The 19920-nt window shown below is 54.9% G+C and carries 16 protein-coding genes and 1 tRNA gene; 12 read left to right on the forward strand and 5 right to left on the reverse strand.

Annotation, left to right across the window (positions count from 1 at the left end; translation table 11 throughout):
• Positions 1–62: 62 nt before the first annotated feature.
• Positions 63–149: transfer RNA gene (locus tag PFRI_RS11100), tRNA-Leu, on the reverse strand.
• Between the two features lie 201 nt (positions 150–350).
• Here PFRI_RS11100 and PFRI_RS11105 point away from each other — a divergent pair.
• On the forward strand, positions 351–1331 hold the full coding sequence (locus PFRI_RS11105) for a complex I NDUFA9 subunit family protein (protein WP_072630777.1): 981 nt from the start codon (positions 351–353) through the stop codon (positions 1329–1331).
• A gap of 11 nt (positions 1332–1342) precedes the next feature.
• On the opposite strand, the gene betC is transcribed toward PFRI_RS11105, so the two are convergent.
• Entirely contained in the window at positions 1343–2857 is a 1515-nt protein-coding gene (gene betC / locus PFRI_RS11110) for a choline-sulfatase (RefSeq protein WP_072630778.1), read from the reverse strand.
• Positions 2858–2934: 77 nt separating this feature from the next.
• Complete coding sequence (locus tag PFRI_RS11115; RefSeq protein ID WP_072630779.1) at positions 2935–3741, reverse strand: undecaprenyl-diphosphate phosphatase; 807 nt, start codon at positions 3739–3741, stop codon at positions 2935–2937.
• A 228-nt stretch (positions 3742–3969) separates the two neighbouring features.
• On the opposite strand from PFRI_RS11115, the gene PFRI_RS11120 reads away from it, so the two are divergent.
• The 11 genes from PFRI_RS11120 to PFRI_RS11170 all read left to right on the forward strand — a co-directional run bounded on the left by PFRI_RS11120 (position 3970) and on the right by PFRI_RS11170 (position 17759).
• Positions 3970–5406 (forward strand): NAD(P)-dependent oxidoreductase, encoded by a 1437-nt coding sequence (locus PFRI_RS11120; RefSeq protein ID WP_072630780.1) that lies wholly within the window; start codon positions 3970–3972, stop codon positions 5404–5406.
• Positions 5403–5831 (forward strand): GFA family protein, encoded by a 429-nt coding sequence (locus tag PFRI_RS11125; RefSeq protein ID WP_072630781.1) that lies wholly within the window; start codon positions 5403–5405, stop codon positions 5829–5831. The genes PFRI_RS11120 and PFRI_RS11125 overlap by 4 nt, the downstream gene beginning before the upstream one ends.
• Entirely contained in the window at positions 5828–10360 is a 4533-nt protein-coding gene (gene gltB, locus PFRI_RS11130) for a glutamate synthase large subunit (protein WP_072630782.1), read from the forward strand. Before PFRI_RS11125 ends, gltB begins: the two co-directional genes overlap by 4 nt.
• Positions 10361–10439: 79 nt before the next feature.
• Positions 10440–11198, forward strand: a complete 759-nt coding sequence (gene mtgA / locus PFRI_RS11135; RefSeq protein ID WP_072630783.1) for a monofunctional biosynthetic peptidoglycan transglycosylase — start codon at positions 10440–10442, stop codon at positions 11196–11198.
• Between the two features lie 60 nt (positions 11199–11258).
• Positions 11259–11924, forward strand: coding sequence for an FtsZ-binding protein FzlA (gene fzlA / locus PFRI_RS11140; RefSeq protein WP_072630784.1), 666 nt, complete (start codon positions 11259–11261; stop codon positions 11922–11924).
• A complete protein-coding gene (gene queG / locus PFRI_RS11145; RefSeq protein WP_072630785.1) occupies positions 11914–12945 on the forward strand; it encodes a tRNA epoxyqueuosine(34) reductase QueG in 1032 nt (343 codons plus the stop codon). Before fzlA ends, queG begins: the two co-directional genes overlap by 11 nt.
• A gap of 117 nt (positions 12946–13062) precedes the next feature.
• The gene (locus PFRI_RS11150; RefSeq protein ID WP_072630786.1) at positions 13063–15063 is read left to right on the forward strand and encodes a hydantoinase/oxoprolinase N-terminal domain-containing protein; all 2001 of its coding nucleotides are present in this window, start codon (positions 13063–13065) and stop codon (positions 15061–15063) included.
• Between the two features lie 89 nt (positions 15064–15152).
• Positions 15153–15602, forward strand: coding sequence for a peptide-methionine (R)-S-oxide reductase MsrB (gene msrB / locus PFRI_RS11155; RefSeq protein WP_072630787.1), 450 nt, complete (start codon positions 15153–15155; stop codon positions 15600–15602).
• Positions 15599–16102: a peptide-methionine (S)-S-oxide reductase MsrA gene (gene msrA, locus PFRI_RS11160; protein ID WP_072630788.1), complete on the forward strand. Its 504-nt coding sequence runs from the start codon at positions 15599–15601 to the stop codon at positions 16100–16102. Before msrB ends, msrA begins: the two co-directional genes overlap by 4 nt.
• A gap of 64 nt (positions 16103–16166) precedes the next feature.
• The gene (locus PFRI_RS11165) at positions 16167–16793 is read left to right on the forward strand and encodes a LysE family translocator (RefSeq protein WP_072630789.1); all 627 of its coding nucleotides are present in this window, start codon (positions 16167–16169) and stop codon (positions 16791–16793) included.
• Positions 16794–16835: 42 nt separating this feature from the next.
• Entirely contained in the window at positions 16836–17759 is a 924-nt protein-coding gene (locus tag PFRI_RS11170) for a DMT family transporter (RefSeq protein ID WP_072630790.1), read from the forward strand.
• Here PFRI_RS11170 and PFRI_RS11175 read toward each other — a convergent pair.
• Positions 17756–19081 carry an NAD(P)/FAD-dependent oxidoreductase gene (locus tag PFRI_RS11175; RefSeq protein ID WP_072630791.1) on the reverse strand — a complete coding sequence of 442 codons (1326 nt, stop codon included), beginning with the start codon at positions 19079–19081 and terminating at the stop codon, positions 17756–17758. The genes PFRI_RS11170 and PFRI_RS11175 overlap by 4 nt on opposite strands.
• Positions 19078–19893 carry an ABC transporter permease gene (locus PFRI_RS11180; protein WP_072630792.1) on the reverse strand — a complete coding sequence of 272 codons (816 nt, stop codon included), beginning with the start codon at positions 19891–19893 and terminating at the stop codon, positions 19078–19080. Before PFRI_RS11180 ends, PFRI_RS11175 begins: the two co-directional genes overlap by 4 nt.
• Between the last annotated feature and the right edge of the window lie 27 nt (positions 19894–19920).

Here is a 19920-nt window from a genome sequence, read left to right on the forward strand (position 1 = left end):
TGGTCCTGTGAGAAGCTATACCACTGTATTTGCTTGGTTTATTGGTAATTTAAGAAAGATTTTGGTGCCCAGGAGAGGACTCGAACCTCCACATCGTTGCCAATACTAGCACCTGAAGCTAGCGCGTCTACCAATTCCGCCACCTGGGCAGGTGCCTTAGGAACGGGGATTTAGACTTGGGGGCCTTTGCTGTCAACGGGTTTCGCCGCGAAACCTATGCAAATCGCGAAGGTCTCAAAGTTTTTCGAACAAACCCGCTGAATTGAGGCGAAATGCACGCTTTAGGCGTCTTGCGAGAGCGTGCAGCGCGGGGTACATCTGCACCAAGCAAAAGACGAAGGACTTCTCGCATGTCTAAACTTGTCACGATCTATGGCGGCTCTGGTTTCATTGGACGCTACATCGCCCGTCGCATGGCCAAAGAAGGCTGGCGCGTGCGTGTCGCAGTGCGTCGCCCCAATGAGGCGATGTTCGTGAAGCCGTATGGCTCTGTTGGTCAGGTTGAACCTGTGCTGTGCAATATTCGCGACGATGCGTCTGTTGCAGCGGTTATGCAGGGGGCGGATGCAGTGGTGAACTGCGTCGGAATCCTTGCGCAGAGCGGCAAGAACAAATTCGATGCGGTGCAAGCCGAAGGCGCTGGGCGCGTCGCGCGTTTGGCGGCGGCAGCGGGCATTCAAACGATGGTCCAGATTTCCGCGATTGGCGCTGATAAAGACGCCGCGAGCGAGTATTCCCAGACCAAAGCGCAGGGCGAAGCGAACGTGCTCGCGCACATGCCAAACGCAATGATCTTGCGCCCGTCGATTGTGTTCGGTGCGGAAGATCAGTTCTTCAATCGGTTCGCGTCCATGTCGCGTTTGGGCCCGGTTTTGCCTGTGGTTGGCGCTGATACGAAATTTCAACCTGTCTATGTGGACGATGTTGCTGCCGCTGCCGTCAAAGGTGTGCTGGGTCAGGCGCATGGCGTCTATGAGCTTGGCGGTCCTGATGTGGCAAGCTTTCGCGAGTTGATGGAAAAGATGCTCGGTATTGTGCAGCGCCGTCGTTTGATATTGAACGTTCCGTTCTTTGCCGCGCGTCTTATGGCGTTCGCATTTGATATGCTTGAAAAAGTAACGCTTGGTCTGCTCGCCAATCCGGTTGCGACGCGCGATCAGGTGAAAAACCTTGCCAACGACAATGTTGTTGCGGCAGACGCCAAGGGTTTTGCTGATCTTGGCATCACGCCTTCTGCGATGGACTCGGTTCTGCCTGAATATTTGTGGCGCTTTCGCCCTTCGGGACAGTACGCGGCGATCAAGGATTCAGCGAAGAACTTGCGCGCTTGATAGATCGTAAACTAAGGATCCTCGGAAGCAACGGGTAGGTATGCAAACGCCCATTCGTTGTAGCCGCCTTCCCCTCGATACCAAAGCACATCGCTGCTCGCGTCTTCATCATGGTTCCAACGTGGTTTTGGCCCGTGATCATAGCCTTTTAGAATGAGCTTGCGCTGACGGTGGCTGAGACGAATGTTTGCGGCCAGTTTCGCGCTGTCCCATTTTTGGGCGACCTCTTGTAAGAAGTGCGAAACGCGCTCTTGATGTGCAGGATTGGATGCCAGATTGACGCGTTCATGTGGATCGGCCTTGAGATCAAACAACAAGGGTGGATCTTCGGAAGAGGTGATGAATTTATATTGCCCGCGACGGATCATAAAAATCGGGGCGGTCGTCGCTTCTGCGAGGTATTCTGCGTATACGGGTCTGTCGGGCTGTTCTTGTTCAAAGAAGGTCGTCAAATCGCAGCCCTCTAAGGGCTCGACATTGCTATCCCAACCGGTTCCTTGAGCGATGCCCATAAAGGTGGGCAGCAGGTCCACCAAAGACGCGGGTGTGGCCACGCGCATGGGTGCCACGCCGGGGATTTTCATAAATAGTGGAACCTTGAGCGACGGTTCGAAGAAGTGTTTTTTGAACCACATCCCGCGCTCGCCCAGCATTTCACCGTGATCGGACGTGAAGACAATTGCGGTTTGATCCGCTTGTCCTGTCGCCTCTAGTGTCTCAAGGATCGTGCCTATCATTTGATCAAGGTAGCTGATCGAGCCATAGTAAGCGCGCCGCGCACGGGCGATATCTTCGTCAGAGAAACGCACATCCAGCATGCCAAAATCTGACAGCAAGCGTGCAGAGTGTGCATCATGTTGATCCGCTGACAGGGCAGGCACGTCAGGTAGTGGGATGTCGGCGTCTTCATAAAGATCCCAGAACTCTTTGCGACACAAATAGGGTTCATGGGGGTGTGTGTAGGACACCTGCATGAAGAACGGTCTGTTGTCAGTAGAGCGCGCCATATCATAGAGGTGTTGAACGGCGTTCAGCGTGACCAGAGTGTCAAAATCGATTTGCACAGAGCGTTCGCACATGCCGGAAACCGTGACACTTCGCGTGTCATTAGTATCGCGTTCGCCCTCATTGTCCCAGTTGGGAGCCCATGCAAAATCGGCGGGGTAGAGATCAGGCGTCAGCCGCTGCTCAAAGCCATGATGCTGATCTGGCCCGATGAAATGCATCTTGCCAGACAATGACGTTTGATACCCTGCCGCGCGCAAGTAGTGGGCGTAGGTGGGGGTGGACGCTGGAAATTCAGTAGCGTTGTCATAAGCCCCGATAGTGGAGCAAAGCTGCCCCGTCGCCATAGACGCACGTGAAGGGGAGCAAAGCGGAAAGTTGCAATACGCATCCTCAAACACGATCCCGTCGCCTGCGATACGATCAAGGTTGGGAGCGTGACAAAACGTGTTGCCGTACGATTTCAACGACGCCGCGGTGAGCTGATCGACCTGAATGAACAAGATGTTTGGCTTGGTCATGTGTACTCCAATTCCGTATGGAGCGATCTAAGCACAAGTGGGATCAGGTAAACAGAGGGTAGGCTTTGGGTGAACCCTCAAGCGCTATATCCGACCCAGATCAGGAATATGCCAAAGACAACGCGGTAAATCACATAGGGCGTAAAGCTCACAGATTTCAGCAGGCGCATCATCAGACTTAACGCCAGCAAGGCTGCGATAAATGCGAAGACAGCAGCGATTGCACCGTCCTTTGCCAATGCAGCGTCGGCGTCTTTGGCGACTTCCAAACCCAACAATGCGCCAGAGGCGAGGATTGTCGGGATCGACATGAGCATGGCGAGTTTCGCAGCGTCCTCACGTGCGTAGCCCAAATAGCGGCCAGCGGTGATCGTGATGCCAGAGCGTGAGGTGCCGGGGATGAGGGCGATGGCCTGCCAAAGACCCATGATGAGCGCATCCTTTAGGGACCATTGCGATGCGATTTTTTCTTGTCCACCTTTTTGATCGGCCCAATACAGAACAAGACCAAAGATCAGCATCGTCCACCCGATCACTGTGACGGATCGCATCGCGTCATCAAGGCCCGTGACCTTTAGGAACAATCCGAAAATCACCACGGGGATCGTCGCCAAAACCAAGCAAAGCGCGAGCCATGCGCCTTGGGTGTCGATCTTGCCACGTAGCAATCTGGGAACGCCTGTTATTGCGAGGCGCACATCGCTCCAAAAATAGATCACTACAGCGAAAAGCGTGCCTACGTGGACGGCAACGTCGATGACTTGGCCTTGATCCGCCATGCCTGTGAGCTTGGGAAGGAGGATTAAGTGACCCGATGAGGAGATCGGCAGGAACTCTGTAATGCCTTGGATGACGGCCACAAGGAAAAGGTGAAAGAGCGACATGAAAGGGCTTTCTAACTAATTTGCCCCCTCCTACCTGAGTGCGATTCGTGAGGGAAGACAGACTTTAGGTCCGATTCGGACCATAAATTGGTCGATCAGGCAGTGATCGTCGCCAATCCATCACATATTTTTAGGATATAGGTAACTCTTTATGACTTTTATTCTGTTCACGTGTTTTATATGAAGGCCAGACCGAGGATTTCCTCAGGCAACAGGAGTGATGTGACAATGGCCAAGCAACCGATGCTTAAATTCGTATCCGTCGAGCGCGATATGCCAACGAAGCGCGCGCCTGATTTGCGCAACAAGGACTTCGGCGAAATTTACGCTGAATACGCGGGCGAGAAGGCGAAAGAGCAATCGAGCCGCTGTTCCCAGTGCGGCGTTCCTTATTGTCAAACGCATTGCCCTTTGCACAACAACATCCCCGATTGGCTTCGCCTTACGGCAGAAGGTCGTTTGCAGGAGGCCTATGAGGTTTCCCAAGCAACCAACACCTTCCCTGAAATTTGCGGTCGCATCTGCCCTCAAGATCGTCTGTGTGAAGGCAACTGCGTTATCGAAAGCTCCGGCCATGGCACTGTCACCATCGGTTCCGTTGAGAAATACATCACTGATACAGCGTGGGAAAACGGTTGGGTTAAAGTGATCAAGCCGCACTCCGAGCGCACTGAAAGCGTCGGCATTATTGGAGCTGGACCCGGTGGTTTGGCTGCGGCTGACGTGCTGCGCCGCCAAGGTGTGCAGGTCACGATCTATGATCGTTATGACCGCGCGGGCGGTTTGTTGACCTATGGTATCCCGGGCTTCAAGCTTGAGAAGGATGTTGTGATGCGCCGTAATGATCAGCTTGCTGAGGGTGGTGTCACCTTCAAGCTGAATTGCAATGTGGGCGAAGACATCTCCTTTGCGGATATCCAAGCGGCCCATGATGCGGTGATCATCGCGACGGGTGTTTACAAAACCCGCGAACTTGCTGGCCCCGGTTCTGGTGCCAAGGGGATCGAGCGCGCGATTGATTATCTCACGGCCTCCAACCGCAAAAGCTTTGGTGACGATGTGCCTGAGTTCGACGATGGTCAGCTAGATGCCAAGGGCAAGCGCGTCGTTGTCATCGGCGGCGGCGACACGGCGATGGACTGCGTGCGCACAGCGATCCGTCAGGGCGCGACATCGGTGAAATGTCTTTACCGTCGTGACAAAGCGAACATGCCCGGTTCCATGCGCGAAGTGCAAAATGCGGAAGAAGAGGGCGTCGTGTTTGAATGGCTCTCTGCACCCAAGGGTTTCACTGGTGACCCCTCTGTGACTGGCGTGATCGTGCAGAAAATGCGTCTCGGCGCGCCGGATGCGACGGGTCGTCAGGCACCCGAAGTGATCGAGGGCGCGGATTACCTCGAAGAGGCGGATCTCGTGATCAAAGCGCTCGGGTTTGAGCCTGAGGATTTGCCGCAGCTTTGGGGCGTTGAAGGTCTTGAGGTCACGCGTTGGGGCACTGTCAAAGCGCAGTTCACGACGGGTGAGACGGACCTAGAGAACGTCTATGCGGTTGGTGACATCGTTCGCGGCGCCTCCCTTGTGGTGTGGGCGATCAAAGACGGTCGCGATTGCGCGGAAGCGATCCTTGATAAGTTGAACGCCAGTGCTGCGGTTGCGGCGGAATGAGTGCTGCACAAATAGAAGGACATTGCCTGTGCGGGGAAGTTACCGCGCGCGCGATTATGTCCAAGCCGATGATGCGCGCGTGCCATTGCGATATGTGTCGGAGCCACACCAGCTCTATGTTTATGTCGCTAGGCATTGATGAGGGCAGCTTGAGCCTTGAAGGACCTGTGAAGACCTATCGCTCAAGCGAATGGGCTGAACGTGGGTTTTGTGGAACATGTGGCTCAACGCTATTTTACGGCACGGTAAAAGATGGCGCTCGCCACCCTTCTGCGGGTTTGTTCGAAAACGCGGCCAACGCAGACCTGAAATTGGAATTTTTTGCTGATCAAGCCCCTGGCTACGCATTGGCAGGCACACATCGCAAGATGACTGCCAAAGAAACGATTGCGCTCTTCGCGCCCGAAACAGGAGAAGATCAATGACTGTATATGACGCAAACTGGGTGAAGAACGAAGAAGCCAAGCGCGCTTATATGGCCGAAAACGGTCTGTATGATGAGAACGAAGAGCACAGCTCTTGCGGCGTCGGTCTTGTTGTCTCGATGGACGGGTCTCCGTCGCGCAAAGTCGTAGAAGCGGGCATTGATGCACTGAAAGCGATCTGGCACCGTGGCGCTGTGGATGCGGATGGCAAGACCGGCGATGGCGCGGGTATCCATGTGCAAATCCCCGTCTCGTTCTTTTATGATCAAATTGAACGCACAGGTCACACCCCGCGCAAAGATCAGTTGATGGCGGTTGGTCAAGTCTTCCTGCCGCGTACAGATTTCGGCGCTCAGGAAACCTGCCGCACGATCGTCGAGACCGAAGTTCTGCGCATGGGCTACTACATCTATGGCTGGCGCCATGTGCCTGTGGACATCACTTGTCTCGGTGAAAAGGCCAACGCGACACGTCCAGAGATAGAGCAAATTCTCATCTCCAATTCCAAAGGCGTGGATGAAGATACGTTCGAGCGTGAGCTCTACGTGATCCGTCGCCGCATCGAAAAGGCAGCAGCAGCGGCAGGCGTCGGCGAGCTCTATCTTGCGTCGTTGTCTTGTCGTTCGGTGATCTACAAAGGCATGATGCTCGCAGAGCAGGTTGCAGTATTTTACCCAGATCTGATGGACGAGCGGTTCGAGAGTTCCTTTGCGATCTATCACCAGCGTTATTCTACGAACACCTTCCCGCAGTGGTGGCTGGCGCAACCGTTCCGCATGCTCGCGCACAATGGTGAGATCAATACGCTCAAGGGCAACATCAACTGGATGAAGAGCCACGAAATTCGTATGGCTTCCAGCGCATTTGGCGATATGGCGGAAGACATCAAGCCTATCGTGCCGTCCGGGTCATCCGACTCTGCGGCGCTTGATTCCGTGTTCGAAGTTCTCGTGCGCGCGGGTCGTTCTGCGCCGATGGCAAAGACAATGCTGGTGCCTGAGTCGTGGTCCAAGCAAGCGATGGAATTGCCGCAAAGCTGGCGGGATATGTATTCCTATTGCAACTCCGTGATGGAGCCTTGGGATGGTCCCGCCGCCCTTGCCATGACCGATGGTCGTTGGGTCTGCGCTGGTCTGGATCGCAATGGTCTGCGTCCAATGCGCTACGTTGTAACGGGCGATGGCCTGCTGATCGCAGGATCAGAGGCGGGCATGGTTCCGATTGACGAAGCAACTGTCGTTGAAAAGGGCGCGCTTGGTCCGGGTCAAATGCTGGCTGTGGATATGAAAAAAGGCCAGATGTTCCGCGACGGCGAGATCAAAGACAAGCTTGCTGCGGCGCTGCCATTTGGCGAATGGGTCGGCAAGATCAACGAACTTGATAGCGCGTTGGCGTCTGTCACCGAAAAGGCGATCTATTCCGGTGGCGAGTTGCGCAAGCGTCAGATCGCGGCTGGTTATACCATTGAAGAGCTAGAGCAAATTCTCGCGCCAATGGCAGAGGATGGCAAAGAAACGCTCGCGTCTATGGGGGATGATACGCCATCTGCTGTTCTGTCCAAGAAATACCGCCCTTTGAGCCACTTCTTCCGTCAGAACTTCTCTCAAGTTACCAACCCGCCGATTGATAGCCTTCGCGAATTCCGCGTTATGAGCCTTAAGACGCGTTTTGGGAACCTCAAGAACGTGTTGGACGAAAGCTCTGCTCAGACCGAAATTCTCGTGCTCGACAGCCCTTTCGTGGGCAACGCGCAGTGGGATGAGCTCACGCGCAATTTCAACGCTGATTTGGTGACGATTGACTGTACTTTTGAGCGTGGCACAAACGCTTTGCAAGAGGGTCTTGCGCGTATTCGTGCAGAGGCTGAGGATGCTGTGCGCTCGGGCGCTGGGCACATCGTTCTGACGGATCAAGCGCAGGGTGAAGACAAAGTCGGCATGCCGATGATCCTTGCGACGTCTGCGGTGCATAGCCACCTGACGCGCAAGGGTTTGCGGACCTTCTGTTCCCTCAACGTGCGCGCCGCTGAGTGTATTGACCCGCATTATTTCGCGGTACTCATTGGCTGTGGCGCGACGGTTGTGAATGCGTATCTGGCCGAAGATTCCCTTGCCGATCGTATCGGTCGCGACCTGCTCGATTGCACCCTAACCGAAGCTGTCGCGCGTTATCGCGAAGCGATTGATCAGGGCTTGCTCAAGATCATGGCGAAGATGGGTATCTCTGTTGTGTCCTCTTATCGCGGTGGTCTGAACTTCGAGGCGGTTGGCCTGTCGCGCGCGATGTGTGCTGAATTCTTCCCCGGTATGACATCCCGCATCAGCGGCATTGGTGTCTCTGGCATACAGTTCAAAGCGGAAGAAATTCACGCGTTGGGCTGGCAGGGTGGCCGCGATGTTCTGCCGATTGGCGGCTTCTACAAAGCTCGCAAAAGCGGTGAAACCCATGCGTGGGAAGCGCAGTCCATGCATATGATGCAGACCGCGTGTAACACTGGCTCTTTCCAGATGTGGAAGCAGTATTCGGCCAAAATGCAAAGCAATCCGCCGATCAACTTGCGCGATTTGTTGGCCATCAAGCCAATGGGCGAAGCAATCAATGTTGATGAAGTGGAAAGCGTGACAGCGATCCGCAAGCGTTTCGTCACACCCGGTATGTCTTTGGGTGCTCTTAGCCCTGAGGCGCATAAGACGCTTAACGTTGCGATGAACCGTATTGGCGCGCGTTCGGATTCAGGTGAGGGTGGCGAAGATCCGGCACACTTCGTACCGGAACCGAACGGCGATAACCCAAGCGCGAAGATCAAGCAGGTGGCCTCTGGTCGTTTCGGTGTCACAGCCGAGTATTTGAACCAATGTGAAGAGTTGGAAATCAAAGTCGCACAGGGCGCCAAGCCCGGTGAGGGCGGTCAGCTTCCGGGAATGAAGGTCACTGACCTCATCGCGCGTTTGCGTCACTCGACCAAAGGCGTGACGCTGATTTCACCGCCACCACACCACGATATCTACTCCATCGAAGACCTCGCGCAGCTGATCTACGATCTCAAGCAGATCAACCCGCGTTGTAAGGTGACGGTCAAGCTGGTGGCGTCCTCAGGCGTTGGCACGATTGCGGCTGGTGTTGCGAAAGCAAAGGCCGATGTGATCCTGATTTCAGGTCACAATGGCGGCACAGGTGCATCACCTGCAACGTCGATCAAATATGCAGGTCTGCCGTGGGAAATGGGTCTGACCGAAGCACACCAAGTGCTTGCGATGAACAACCTGCGTGAGCGTATCACGCTGCGTACAGACGGTGGTTTGCGCACAGGTCGTGATATCGTCATGGCGGCAATGTTGGGTGCGGAAGAGTACGGTATCGGCACTGCTGCGTTGATCGCTATGGGCTGCATCATGGTACGTCAGTGCCAGTCCAACACATGCCCTGTTGGTGTTTGTACGCAAGACGAAGCGCTGCGCGATAAGTTCACGGGTAACGCGGACAAGGTGGTCAACCTCATCACCTTCTATGCGCAGGAAGTGCGTGAAGTGCTCGCCTCTATTGGTGCGCGTTCCATGGATGATGTGATTGGTCGTGCTGATCTGTTGCACCAGGTGAGCCGAGGCTCTGCGCATCTCGATGATCTTGATCTCAACCCGCTTTTGATCACTGTCGATGGCGCGGCGGACATCAAATATGATCGTTCCCGTCCGCGCAACGCTGTGCCTGACACGCTGGATGCCGAGATCGTGCGCGACGCTGCGCGTTTCTTGGAGGACGGCGAAAAGATGCAGTTGTCCTACGCGATCCAAAACACGCACCGCACCGTTGGCACGCGCGTGTCCAGCCATATCGTGAAGAACTTCGGCATGCGTAATTCGCTCCAGCCGGATCATTTGACGGTGCAGTTGAAAGGGTCTGCTGGGCAATCGCTTGGTGCCTTTGCCGCGCCCGGTCTTAAGTTGGAAGTTGCGGGCGATGCCAATGACTATGTTGGCAAAGGTTTGTCAGGTGGCACAATCGTAGTGCGTCCGCCAAAGGCAAGTCCGCTGCGTGCGTGTATGAACACGATTATCGGCAACACTGTGCTTTATGGTGCCACGGATGGCTTCCTCTTTGCAGCGGGTCGAGCGGGCGAACGCTTTGCGGTTCGTAACTCTGGTGCGAGCGTAGTGATTGAGGGATGTGGCTCTAACGGGTGTGAATACATGACCGGTGGCGTTGCTGTTATCCTTGGTTCCATCGGCGCGAACTTCGGTGCAGGCATGACAGGTGGCATGGCCTATCTTTATGATCCTGAGGGCGAAGCACATAACTTGATGAACCACGAAACGCTTGTCACTTGCGCCGTCACAACTGCGCATTGGGAGCGTCAGTTGAAAATACTGGTGGAGCGCCACTTGGCCGAAACAGGGTCTGTGCGTGCGGAGCAGATTTTGCAGCACTGGGATATGGAAGTGAAAAACTTCGTTCAGATCTGCCCGATCGAGATGCTCAACAAATTGCCGCATCCTTTGGGGATAGAAGAAAAAGCTGTTCCTGCGGAGTAAGTGCAACTGAAACAGATAAAACGCCCGAGGTTTCACTTCGGGCGTTTTGCTATTGCGGTGAGGTCTATAGGGTGGCTGTATGGCACGCGTAGCGAAGAAAAAGCCGGCTCCGAAAAAGAAGAGCACGTCTAAGAAGAAGCGTTCAGTCGCAGATCGGATCACGGCGTCGCGGCTGTTTGTGCGGCGTTGGTTCTGGCGTGTGACGCTTCTTATCTGTGCGGCGGTTCTGTTTTGGGTCTCTATCTACGTTTGGGTGAACCCGACCAAGACGCCTTACATGCGCTCTGAAGAATTGCGCATCGGTGGTGAAGTGGATGCGCAATGGGTGTCCTTTTTGGAAATCGCCCCGGTTATGGTGCGTTCTGTCGTGGCGGCGGAGGATGCGAATTATTGTAATCACTGGGGCTTTGATATGACCGCGATCCGTGCAGCGGTTGATAGCGGTGGTGCGCGCGGCGCGTCTACGTTGAGCCAGCAAGTGGTGAAAAACGTGTTTCTTTGGCATGGGCGCAGTTACGTCCGCAAAGCCTTGGAGGCGGGTTTAACGCCATTGGTGGAATTGATCTGGACCAAGCAACGTATCTTGGAAGTCTATCTGAATATCGCTGAATTTGATGAGGGAGTGTTCGGTGTCGAGGCGGCAGCGCGGCATTACTTTGGGGTTGGACCTGAAAAGCTGAGTGCCACCCAAGCGGCGCGTTTGGCCGCGATTTTGCCCTCTCCGAAGAAGCGAAGCGCCTCTCGCCCAAGTAATTATGTCCGCAAACGCACGCGCCAAATCATTGACGGAGCAGCCACGATCCGCCGCGATGGGCGCGCTGCTTGTTTTGAGGATTGAACTTAAACGTAATGCGGGGCATTCAGAGATGCACGTAATTTTGAGTTAGACCCAAGTTCTATGGCCCGTCTGTATCACGTTCCGCTTTCCCCTTTTTGCCGCAAGGTCCGTTTGGTTCTGGCCGAAAAGAAAATTGACGTTGAACTGATTGAAGAACGCTATTGGGAAGCAGACCCTGATTTCATGCGTCGCAACCCTGCTGGCAAAGTTCCGATCCTCAAAATGAACGGTCGCACGATGCCCGACAGCATGGCGATTTGCGAATATCTTGAAGAGAAAAACCCGACGCCGCCCTTGATGCCAAGCAGCGCAGAAGGGCGTTACGAAGTGCGTCGTTTGGTGGCGTGGTTTGATGACAAGTTTCATCAGGAAGTGACGACCAAGCTGCTCTATGAGCGCGTGAACAAGAAGCTGATGAAGCAAGGTTATCCTGACAGCAAGAACGTCAAAGCGGGCGCGCGCGCGATCAAATACCACCTCGATTATATGGCGTGGCTTTTGGATCACCGCCGCTGGCTCGCGGGTGATGCGATGTCGATTGCGGATTTCGCGGCGGCGGCGCATTTGTCTTCGTTGGACTATAGCTCTGATGTAGATTGGACGCGCTCGGATACGGTGAAAGACTGGTACGCGAAGATTAAATCGCGCCCTGCGTTCCGTTCGATCCTGTCGGATCAGGTGCCGGGATTCCCGCCATCCGCGCACTACAACGATCTTGATTTCTGATCTCAAATCCAGGCTCGTCGCTGAGGCGCATGAGATAGGGTTTGACGCTTGTCGCATTTGTCGTCCTTGGGACGTACCGCAAGTGCCTGAGCGTTTGCAGACATTCGTTGACGCAGGCCGCCATGGTCAAATGGGCTGGATGGCAGAGCGCATGTCGTGGCGGGGGAATCCCAACGCGCTTTGGCCAGAGGCGCAGTCGGTGATTATGCTCGGCGAGAGTTACACGCCAGAACATGATCCTTTGGAGATTTTGCAGCACGCTGATCGTGGCGCGATTTCTGTCTATGCGCAGAACAAGGACTACCACGATCTGGTGAAAAAGCGCCTCAAGCGATTGGCGCGTTGGTTGATTGCTGAAAGCGGTGGTGAGGTGAAGGTGTTTGTGGATACCGCACCTGTTCCTGAGAAACCTTTAGGTGCAGCGGCAGGGCTAGGCTGGCAGGGCAAGCATACCAATCTTGTGAGCCGTCAGATGGGCAATTGGTTCTTTTTAGGGTCTGTTTTTACAACTTTGGAGTTGCCTGTTGATGAGGCAGAGGTTGATCATTGCGGGTCATGTACGTCGTGCCTTGATATTTGCCCGACTGCCGCGTTTCCGGCACCTTATCAGCTCGATGCGCGGCGGTGTATTTCGTATCTTACGATTGAGCATAAGGGGCCTGTGGACGAAGAGTTGCGCGCTTTAATGGGTAATCGCATTTACGGGTGTGATGATTGCTTGGCCATTTGTCCGTGGAACAAGTTTGCCGTTGAAGCACGCGAGCTGCGTTACGCCGCGCGCGATGAGTTGCGCGCGCCGCGACTTGCAGTCTTCGCGCGGCTCGATGATGCAGAGTTTCGCACGATGTTTTCAGGATCGCCGATCAAGCGGATCGGGCGAGATCGATTTGTGCGCAATGTGCTCTATGCGATTGGAAATTCGAGCGTGGCCGAATTGCGTTTTGTTGCACAAGAATTGGTGGATGACCCTGATGAGGCAGTTGCGGATGCAGCGCGTTGGGCGAGTGCGCGTTTGGCTTGAGAGTACGGGACGCTCTGCGAGGGATATTTTTGAAGAGAGGAAGGCGAAGTGCCGCGAATGGGCGGGACGTGTCGCGTTTTGCTGCTAGGTGGGTCGGTGAGGTAAGGGAGAGATGTCATGGCGCTTTTGTTGGGTGTGGATACGGGCGGCACATATACTGACGCCGTTTTGTTGCGTGATGAGCGCGATGTTGTGGCGAGCGCCAAATCGCTGACAACCAAGCATGATTTGTCTCTGGGGATTGGTCGCGCGATTGAGGCGGTATTGACAGAGAGCGGCGTTGATCCATCAGAGGTGGCAATGGCGTCCTTGTCAACGACCTTGGCGACGAACGCGTTGGTCGAAGGACAGGGCAGCCGCGTAGCGTTGATCTATGTGGGGTTCAAAGAACGTGATCTTGACACGCATGGTTTGCGTGATGCGTTGAAGGGTGATCCGGCTTTGATCCTTGCGGGGGGTCATAATCATGCGGGGGGTGAAGCGGCTGCTTTGGACATTGAAACTCTAAACCGCTTTTTAGAGACGCATTCTGATGTATCTGCGTTCGCGGTTGCTGCGCAATTTGCAACGCGCAATCCGGCGCATGAGTTGGCAGTTATGGCGTTGATTGGTGAGAAATTGAACGCACCTGTGAGTGCATCACACCAGTTGTCTGCAAAGCTGAATGGACCCAAGCGCGCGATGACGGCGTTGTTGAACGCGCGGTTGATCGGTATGATCGACGGCTTGATAGGTTCTGCGCAAAGCACGTTGAAGCGGCTCGGTATTGATGCGCCGTTGATGGTGGTTCGGGGCGATGGGGCCTTGATAGGGTCTGATATGGCGCGAGAACGCCCGATTGAAACGATCCTCAGTGGGCCTGCTGCCTCCATTGTTGGCGCGCGTTGGTTGACGGGTGCGGATCATGCGTTGGTCTCTGATATTGGGGGTACGACGACGGATATTGCAGTTTTGCGCGACGGACGCCCTGCGATTGATCCGATGGGTGCACAGGTGGGGCCATATAGAACTATGGTTGAAGCGGTGGCGATGCGCACCCATGGGCTTGGTGGCGACAGTGAGGTGCATTTTATTAGCGAAGGGCTGCAAGGCGGTGTCACGCTTGGGCCGCGGCGAGTTGTGCCTGTGTCACTGATTGCGATGGATGCACCGGATGTGGTGCATAAAGCATTAGATGCGCAGATGCGCAGCGCTGTGCCGAATGAACATGACGGGCGGTTCGTGCGCGCTGTGAAGGGGTTGCGCAGTGATGGGCTAGGTGCGCGCGAAATGGCGTTGCTAGAGCATATTGGCGAGCAGGTTTTGCCCATGGGGCAGGCCTTGAAGAACCGTATTGAAGCGCAAGCGTTGAAGCGCTTGGTCGAGCGTGGGTTGGTGCAGATCGCTGCATTGACGCCGAGCGATGCAAGCCATGCTTTGGGGCGTGTCGATGCGTGGGATGCAGAGGCAGCGAAGAAGGCGTTGGTTTTGATGGGGCGTCGCCGAACTGGGTCGGGGGATATGTTGGCACCAGAGCCAGAAGTTATGGCGCAAACTATTGTTGATCAACTGACCCATCAGACTTCATTGGCTTTGTTAGAGACTGCTTTTGCGGAGGAAGCAGAGAGCTTTGGATTGCCCGCGGCGGACTTGGCGCGGCATGTTTTGACGCAAAGGGGGCTGTCTGGCCACCGTGGACTGATGCGGATCGATACGGGGCTGAACTTGCCTGTTGTCGGGCTTGGGGCCTCTGCGATGAGTTATTATCCTGCGGTGGGTGAACGGCTTGGTTGTGCGGCGATCTTGCCTGAGCATGGCGGGGTTGCAAATGCAATCGGGGCAGTTGTTGGACGCGTCACAATGCGTCGGCAAGGGACTGTCACTGCGCCAAGTGAGGGCTGCTACCGCGTGCATTTTGAGACAGGGCCACAGGATTTCGCGGAAAGTGAGTTGGCGTTGCAAGCATTAGAAACCCATCTCAGGAACCTCGCGAAAAGCGATGCGGAAAACTCGGGTGCGCAGGATATCCATGTCCACGCAACCCACGACGTGAAACTGGCGCAGGCCGAAGCGCGCGAAGTGTTTATCGAAGCGGTCATAACCGTAGAGGCATCAGGCCGTCCACGTATTGCAGCATAGTTCACAGCTTCGCGTGCGATTTGAAATCATCCTTTGATTTTTGTGATGGCACCCCATTTAATGCTTCATAGACCAAGCAGGAGGATGCCATGGCTGACTATCGCAAAGATATGGACGTGATCGCGACGCTCGATCCAGAGCAGTACCGCGTTACGCAAGAAAGCGGGACAGAGCGTCCTGGAACGGGCAAGTACCTCGATAATAAAGAGCCTGGGATTTACGTGGATATCGTTTCGGGTGAGCCTTTGTTCGCGTCTTCGGATAAATACGAGAGCGGATGCGGATGGCCTTCATTCACCAAGCCGTTGGTGCATGAATTTGTTGCTGAACTGAGCGACACAACGCACGGTATGGTGCGCACGGAAGTGCGCTCTGCGCATGGGGATAGCCACCTTGGGCATGTGTTCAATGATGGGCCACCAGACCGTGGTGGCTTGCGCTATTGTATCAATTCCGCGTCGCTTCGGTTTGTCCACAAGGACGACATGGATGGCGAAGGCTACGGTAAATATTTGGATCAAGTGGAGGATATAGCATGACAGCGCGCGCAGTTTTAGCCGGAGGATGTTTTTGGGGAATGGAAGATCTGATCCGCAAAATGGATGGGGTGATTTCGACCCGCGTTGGCTACACAGGTGGCGACGTGCCGAATGCGACGTACCGCAATCACGGAACACATGCAGAAGGGATCGAAGTGATCTTTGACCCTGCGCGCATGACGTATCGACACTTGCTCGAGTTTTTCTTTCAAATCCACGACCCTACGACGGAAAACCGCCAGGGCAATGATCGTGGGCTCAGCTATCGCTCTGCGATCTACTACGTGGATGAAGAGCAAAAAGCGATTGCAGAAGATACGATTGCAGATGTGAATGCGTCTGGAATTTGGCCCGGTGTCGTTGTGACAGAGTTAGAACCAGTGGGCGATTTCTGGGAAGCGGAACCGGAGCATCAAAACTATCTAGAGCGTATTCCAAATGGCTATACATGCCACTTTGTGCGCCCAAACTGGACGCTGCCACGGCGCGCTGCTGAGTAAAGCATCTTTGGACAAGTAACGCGCGTTCCCCTAGCCTGACGGTGGGCAATGGGGAGCGCGCGACATGGCTTTTGAAACGTATCTGATTTACCTCGCCGCAGTCGCTGTGTTCTTTGCGACGCCGCCTGATACGAGCCAACTTCTCATCATTTCGAATTCTGTGCGCTACGGACTTCGCAAAAGCGCCTATACGATTGCAGGTGATCTAAGCGCGAATTGCTTGCAAATGACGGGCGCTGCGTTCGGGCTTGCTGCAATCATTGCGACCTCCGCGACGGCGTTTAGTGTGATCAAGTGGCTGGGTGTTGCGTATCTGATCTACATTGGCATCCAGTTATTCCGCTCTCGTGATGATGTGAATGACGTGGATGCGAACCAATCGGGGCAAGCGTTCAGGCTCTATCGGCAGGGATTTGTTACCTCGATGGCGAACCCTTTCGCGGTTGTTTTCTTTGGCGCACTTTTCCCGCAATTTATTGATCCTGCACTTGCGATCTTGCCGCAATTACTGATCCTTGGTGTGACCTATCTGATTGTGGACGGCGCTATTCTTTTGCTCTGGGGTTGGCTTGGTGTGCGTGCTGCGTCTGCTTTGAAACGGCACTCGTTCGGGTTGATCAACAAGATTTGTGGCGCGCTGATGATCGCGGCTGCGGCGCTTCTGGGGAGTAAGGATTTCCAAACACGTTAGGTTGCTCTTTCCTTGTGCGCTCTCGCGGTATAGCCATTCTATATGTCTCCATTTACCGGCATTGCGCTTAAACTTGCTTCTGTTGTTTTGTTCGTGTCCATGGCGGCGCTGATCAAGGCGAGCACGGATCATGTGCCGACGGGGCAGGCGATGTTCTTTCGGTCTTTCTTTACGCTTCCTGTGATCTTTTTGTGGCTCGCGATGCGCCATGAGTTGAAGACGGGTCTGAAAACGCAGCGCCCTATGGGACATGTGTGGCGCGGATTGATTGGGGCTTGCGGGATGGGGTTTGGCTTTTCCTCGCTCGCGTATCTGCCTTTGCCGGATGTGACGGCGATTGGCTTTGCAGCCCCTTTGCTCACGGTGATCTTAGCAGCTTTGATCTTGGGCGAACGCTTGCGTGTTTATCGCATGTCCGCGGTTCTTTTGGGCCTGATCGGCGTCGCGGTCATTCTGTCGCCGCGGCTGTCGATATTTTCAGGTGAAGCGATGAACACTGCGGCGCAAACGGGCGTCATCTTGGTGCTGATTTCTGCGTTCTTTCGGGCGCTCGCACAGATCCATATTCGCCGACTTGCGCAATCCGAAAGCACAGCGTCGATCGTATTCTACTTTTCAATGACCACTACGACGTTGTCGCTGTTTACCATTCCATTCGGTTGGGTCGTGCCTGATATTTCGATCATCGGTATGTTGGTCGCTGCTGGTGTGATCGGAGGCGTTGCGCAGATCCTCATCACCTCGGCGTTCCGTTTTGCTGATGCGGCGGTGATCGCGCCATTTGATTATGCATCGATCTTGTTCGCGATGATCATTGGCTATGTGTTCTTTGGTGACGTGCCTACGTCGCAGATGCTGATTGGGTCGGCGATTGTGATTTTTGCTGGATTGTTGATTATCTGGCGCGAACGCGCGTTGGGTCTGAAGCGTGGCAAAGCACGTCCAAATTTGACGCCCCAAGGTTAGCGATCAACAAGGCCCATCGCTGCATAAAGTGGCGGCAAGACCCAGCGGCGTTTTGTACCGAAAGGGAGTTTTGAGGGCGTTGATTTAAGCACCTCTGGATAGGGCAGGCGCGTGTCTTTGTCTTGAACGAGATCCGCAAGAAGCGTGCCGCAATAGCTTGCCATCGCAACGCCATTACCGTGATAACTGAGGGAGGCAAATGCGCCAGGCATGTCGGGGATAGGCCCAGTGAACGGCGCGCCTTTGGCGTTCATACAGACGAGACCAGACCACATGTGCGGCGTCTCCACATGCCTCCATGCGGGGAACATTTGTTCGAAATCAGAGCGGATGAGACGTTTGATTTTCGCATCAGAACGCGCGTTGGCAAAGATCCCACCGCGCATTCCAAAGAGGAACTGACGGCTGGGCATAAGGCGAAAGTAGTGGAGCAGATTACGTGAATCGAACGCCATTTGATCAGATGTCCAACCCGCGTTTGCGAGTTCCTCGTCCGTAAGAGGGCGCGTGACAAGAACGCTGGATTGCACAGGCATGAAACGCGTGGCGAGCCAGTTTGGAACGTCCTCAGAAGAGTAGCCATTGGTGGCGATGATGAGACGCTTGGCGGTGATGCGTCCTTTGGGCGTATGAAGTGTGAATTGCGCGCCTTGCTCGAGGCGGATGACGGGGGACTGTTCGAAGAAACGCGCACCTGCACGGCGCGCAGCCTCGGCAATCCCAAGGGCGTATTTCAAAGGGTTCAGAGCAAAGCCAATAGGGTTCGTCAAAGCGCCATGAAACGGACCATTCAGACCGTGATCGGCGAGCTCACTTTTGGGGATCAGGGTCGGCTCAACCCCGTAGCTTTCAGCGACCTCGTCTGCGTGCTGTTGTAATGTCGCCCAACGCTTTGCTTTGTGCGCCAGCAGTGTTTCACCCTTAGAATGCGCGTCAGCGTCGATCTTGTAGCGCTCCAAAAGCCCAGAAACGTGTTTAATCGCGTCTTTCTCAGCGGTACGCCAAGCATGGCGGGCATCGGTGCCAAAGCGCTTGTCGATCTGCGCATTGCTAAGGATGCCGCCGCCTAAACAACAAAACCCACCATTGCGACCAGAAGCACCCCAACCGATGGTTTCCGCGTCGAGCAAAGTGACATCTACGCCGTCCTCAGCAAGGTGAAGCGCGGCGTTCAGACCTGTGAAACCACCGCCAACAATGGCGACATCAGTTTGATGGGTGCCTTGCAGTTGCTCGCCTTGGGTGGCGTCAACCGTCGTGTTCCAAAAGCAATCGCGACGCACTTCATTGCTGTAGGCGAGCGGTTCATAAATGCGATTCATCCGCGTGCTGCGGCTTGTTCGTCGCGTTGTTGTTTGAGGCTTGCTTGTTTGGATATCAGGGATGCGCTGATCACGCCGACGGTGACGATTGCGATCATGATTGTCGAGAGCGCGTTGATTTCTGGGCTGACACCAAGGCGCACGGCAGAGAAGATCTTGATCGGGAGTGTTGTTGCAGACGGGCCTGCGGTGAAGCTGGCGATGACGAGATCATCGAGGCTAAGCGTGAAGGCAAGAAGCCAGCCGGATATGACAGCAGGTGCGATGATGGGAAGTGTGACAAGGCGAAAGGCTTGCCAAGGGGAACAGCCGAGGTCGAGCGCTGCTTCCTCTAAAGAACGATCAAAAGAGACGAGGCGCGAAGAGACAACGACAGACACGTAGCACATCGCAAATGTCGTATGCGCAAGGACGATTGTCAGGACGCCTCGGTCAAGGCCTATACCGATGAACAGCAGCAACAGCGACAGACCTGTGATGACTTCGGGCATTACGAGTGGCGCATAGATCATACCAGAAAACAGCGTGCGCCCTTTAAAGCGGTTCGCTCGCACGAGGACGTAGGCGGCCATCGTGCCGAGCACAGTGGCGAGGGTGGAAGAGAAAACCGCAACTTTGATCGTGACCCATGCGGCGTTTAGGAATGCCTCGTTCTGGAGGAGCTCGCCGTACCATTTGGTCGAAAAGCCTGCCCAGACGGTGACGAGTTTGCTCTCGTTGAACGAATAGATCACGAGGATGACCATGGGCAGGTAGAGGAACGCAAAGCCGAGCGTCAGCGCGGTGACGTTGAACCATGTGAAGCGCTTCATGATTGGGCCTCGCGTGGGTTGATGTGG

Origin of the sequence: Planktotalea frisia, from assembly GCF_001890925.1 — a bacterium.
GTDB classification, from domain to species: domain Bacteria; phylum Pseudomonadota; class Alphaproteobacteria; order Rhodobacterales; family Rhodobacteraceae; genus Planktotalea; species Planktotalea frisia.

What these genes read in the sequence shown, in the direction of transcription:
- mtgA (WP_072630783.1), top strand. Translation starts at nt 10,440, where the DNA reads ATGGCACGCGTAGCGAAGAAAAAGCCGGCTCCGAAAAAGAAGAGCACG.
- PFRI_RS11105 (WP_072630777.1), top strand. Translation starts at nt 351, where the DNA reads ATGTCTAAACTTGTCACGATCTATGGCGGCTCTGGTTTCATTGGACGC.
- betC (WP_072630778.1), bottom strand. Translation starts at nt 2,857, where the DNA reads ATGACCAAGCCAAACATCTTGTTCATTCAGGTCGATCAGCTCACCGCG.
- PFRI_RS11115 (WP_072630779.1), bottom strand. Translation starts at nt 3,741, where the DNA reads ATGTCGCTCTTTCACCTTTTCCTTGTGGCCGTCATCCAAGGCATTACA.
- PFRI_RS11120 (WP_072630780.1), top strand. Translation starts at nt 3,970, where the DNA reads ATGGCCAAGCAACCGATGCTTAAATTCGTATCCGTCGAGCGCGATATG.
- PFRI_RS11125 (WP_072630781.1), top strand. Translation starts at nt 5,403, where the DNA reads ATGAGTGCTGCACAAATAGAAGGACATTGCCTGTGCGGGGAAGTTACC.
- msrB (WP_072630787.1), top strand. Translation starts at nt 15,153, where the DNA reads ATGGCTGACTATCGCAAAGATATGGACGTGATCGCGACGCTCGATCCA.
- PFRI_RS11150 (WP_072630786.1), top strand. Translation starts at nt 13,063, where the DNA reads ATGGCGCTTTTGTTGGGTGTGGATACGGGCGGCACATATACTGACGCC.
- msrA (WP_072630788.1), top strand. Translation starts at nt 15,599, where the DNA reads ATGACAGCGCGCGCAGTTTTAGCCGGAGGATGTTTTTGGGGAATGGAA.
- PFRI_RS11175 (WP_072630791.1), bottom strand. Translation starts at nt 19,081, where the DNA reads ATGAATCGCATTTATGAACCGCTCGCCTACAGCAATGAAGTGCGTCGC.
- PFRI_RS11165 (WP_072630789.1), top strand. Translation starts at nt 16,167, where the DNA reads ATGGCTTTTGAAACGTATCTGATTTACCTCGCCGCAGTCGCTGTGTTC.
- PFRI_RS11170 (WP_072630790.1), top strand. Translation starts at nt 16,836, where the DNA reads ATGTCTCCATTTACCGGCATTGCGCTTAAACTTGCTTCTGTTGTTTTG.
- PFRI_RS11180 (WP_072630792.1), bottom strand. Translation starts at nt 19,893, where the DNA reads ATGAAGCGCTTCACATGGTTCAACGTCACCGCGCTGACGCTCGGCTTT.
- fzlA (WP_072630784.1), top strand. Translation starts at nt 11,259, where the DNA reads ATGGCCCGTCTGTATCACGTTCCGCTTTCCCCTTTTTGCCGCAAGGTC.
- gltB (WP_072630782.1), top strand. Translation starts at nt 5,828, where the DNA reads ATGACTGTATATGACGCAAACTGGGTGAAGAACGAAGAAGCCAAGCGC.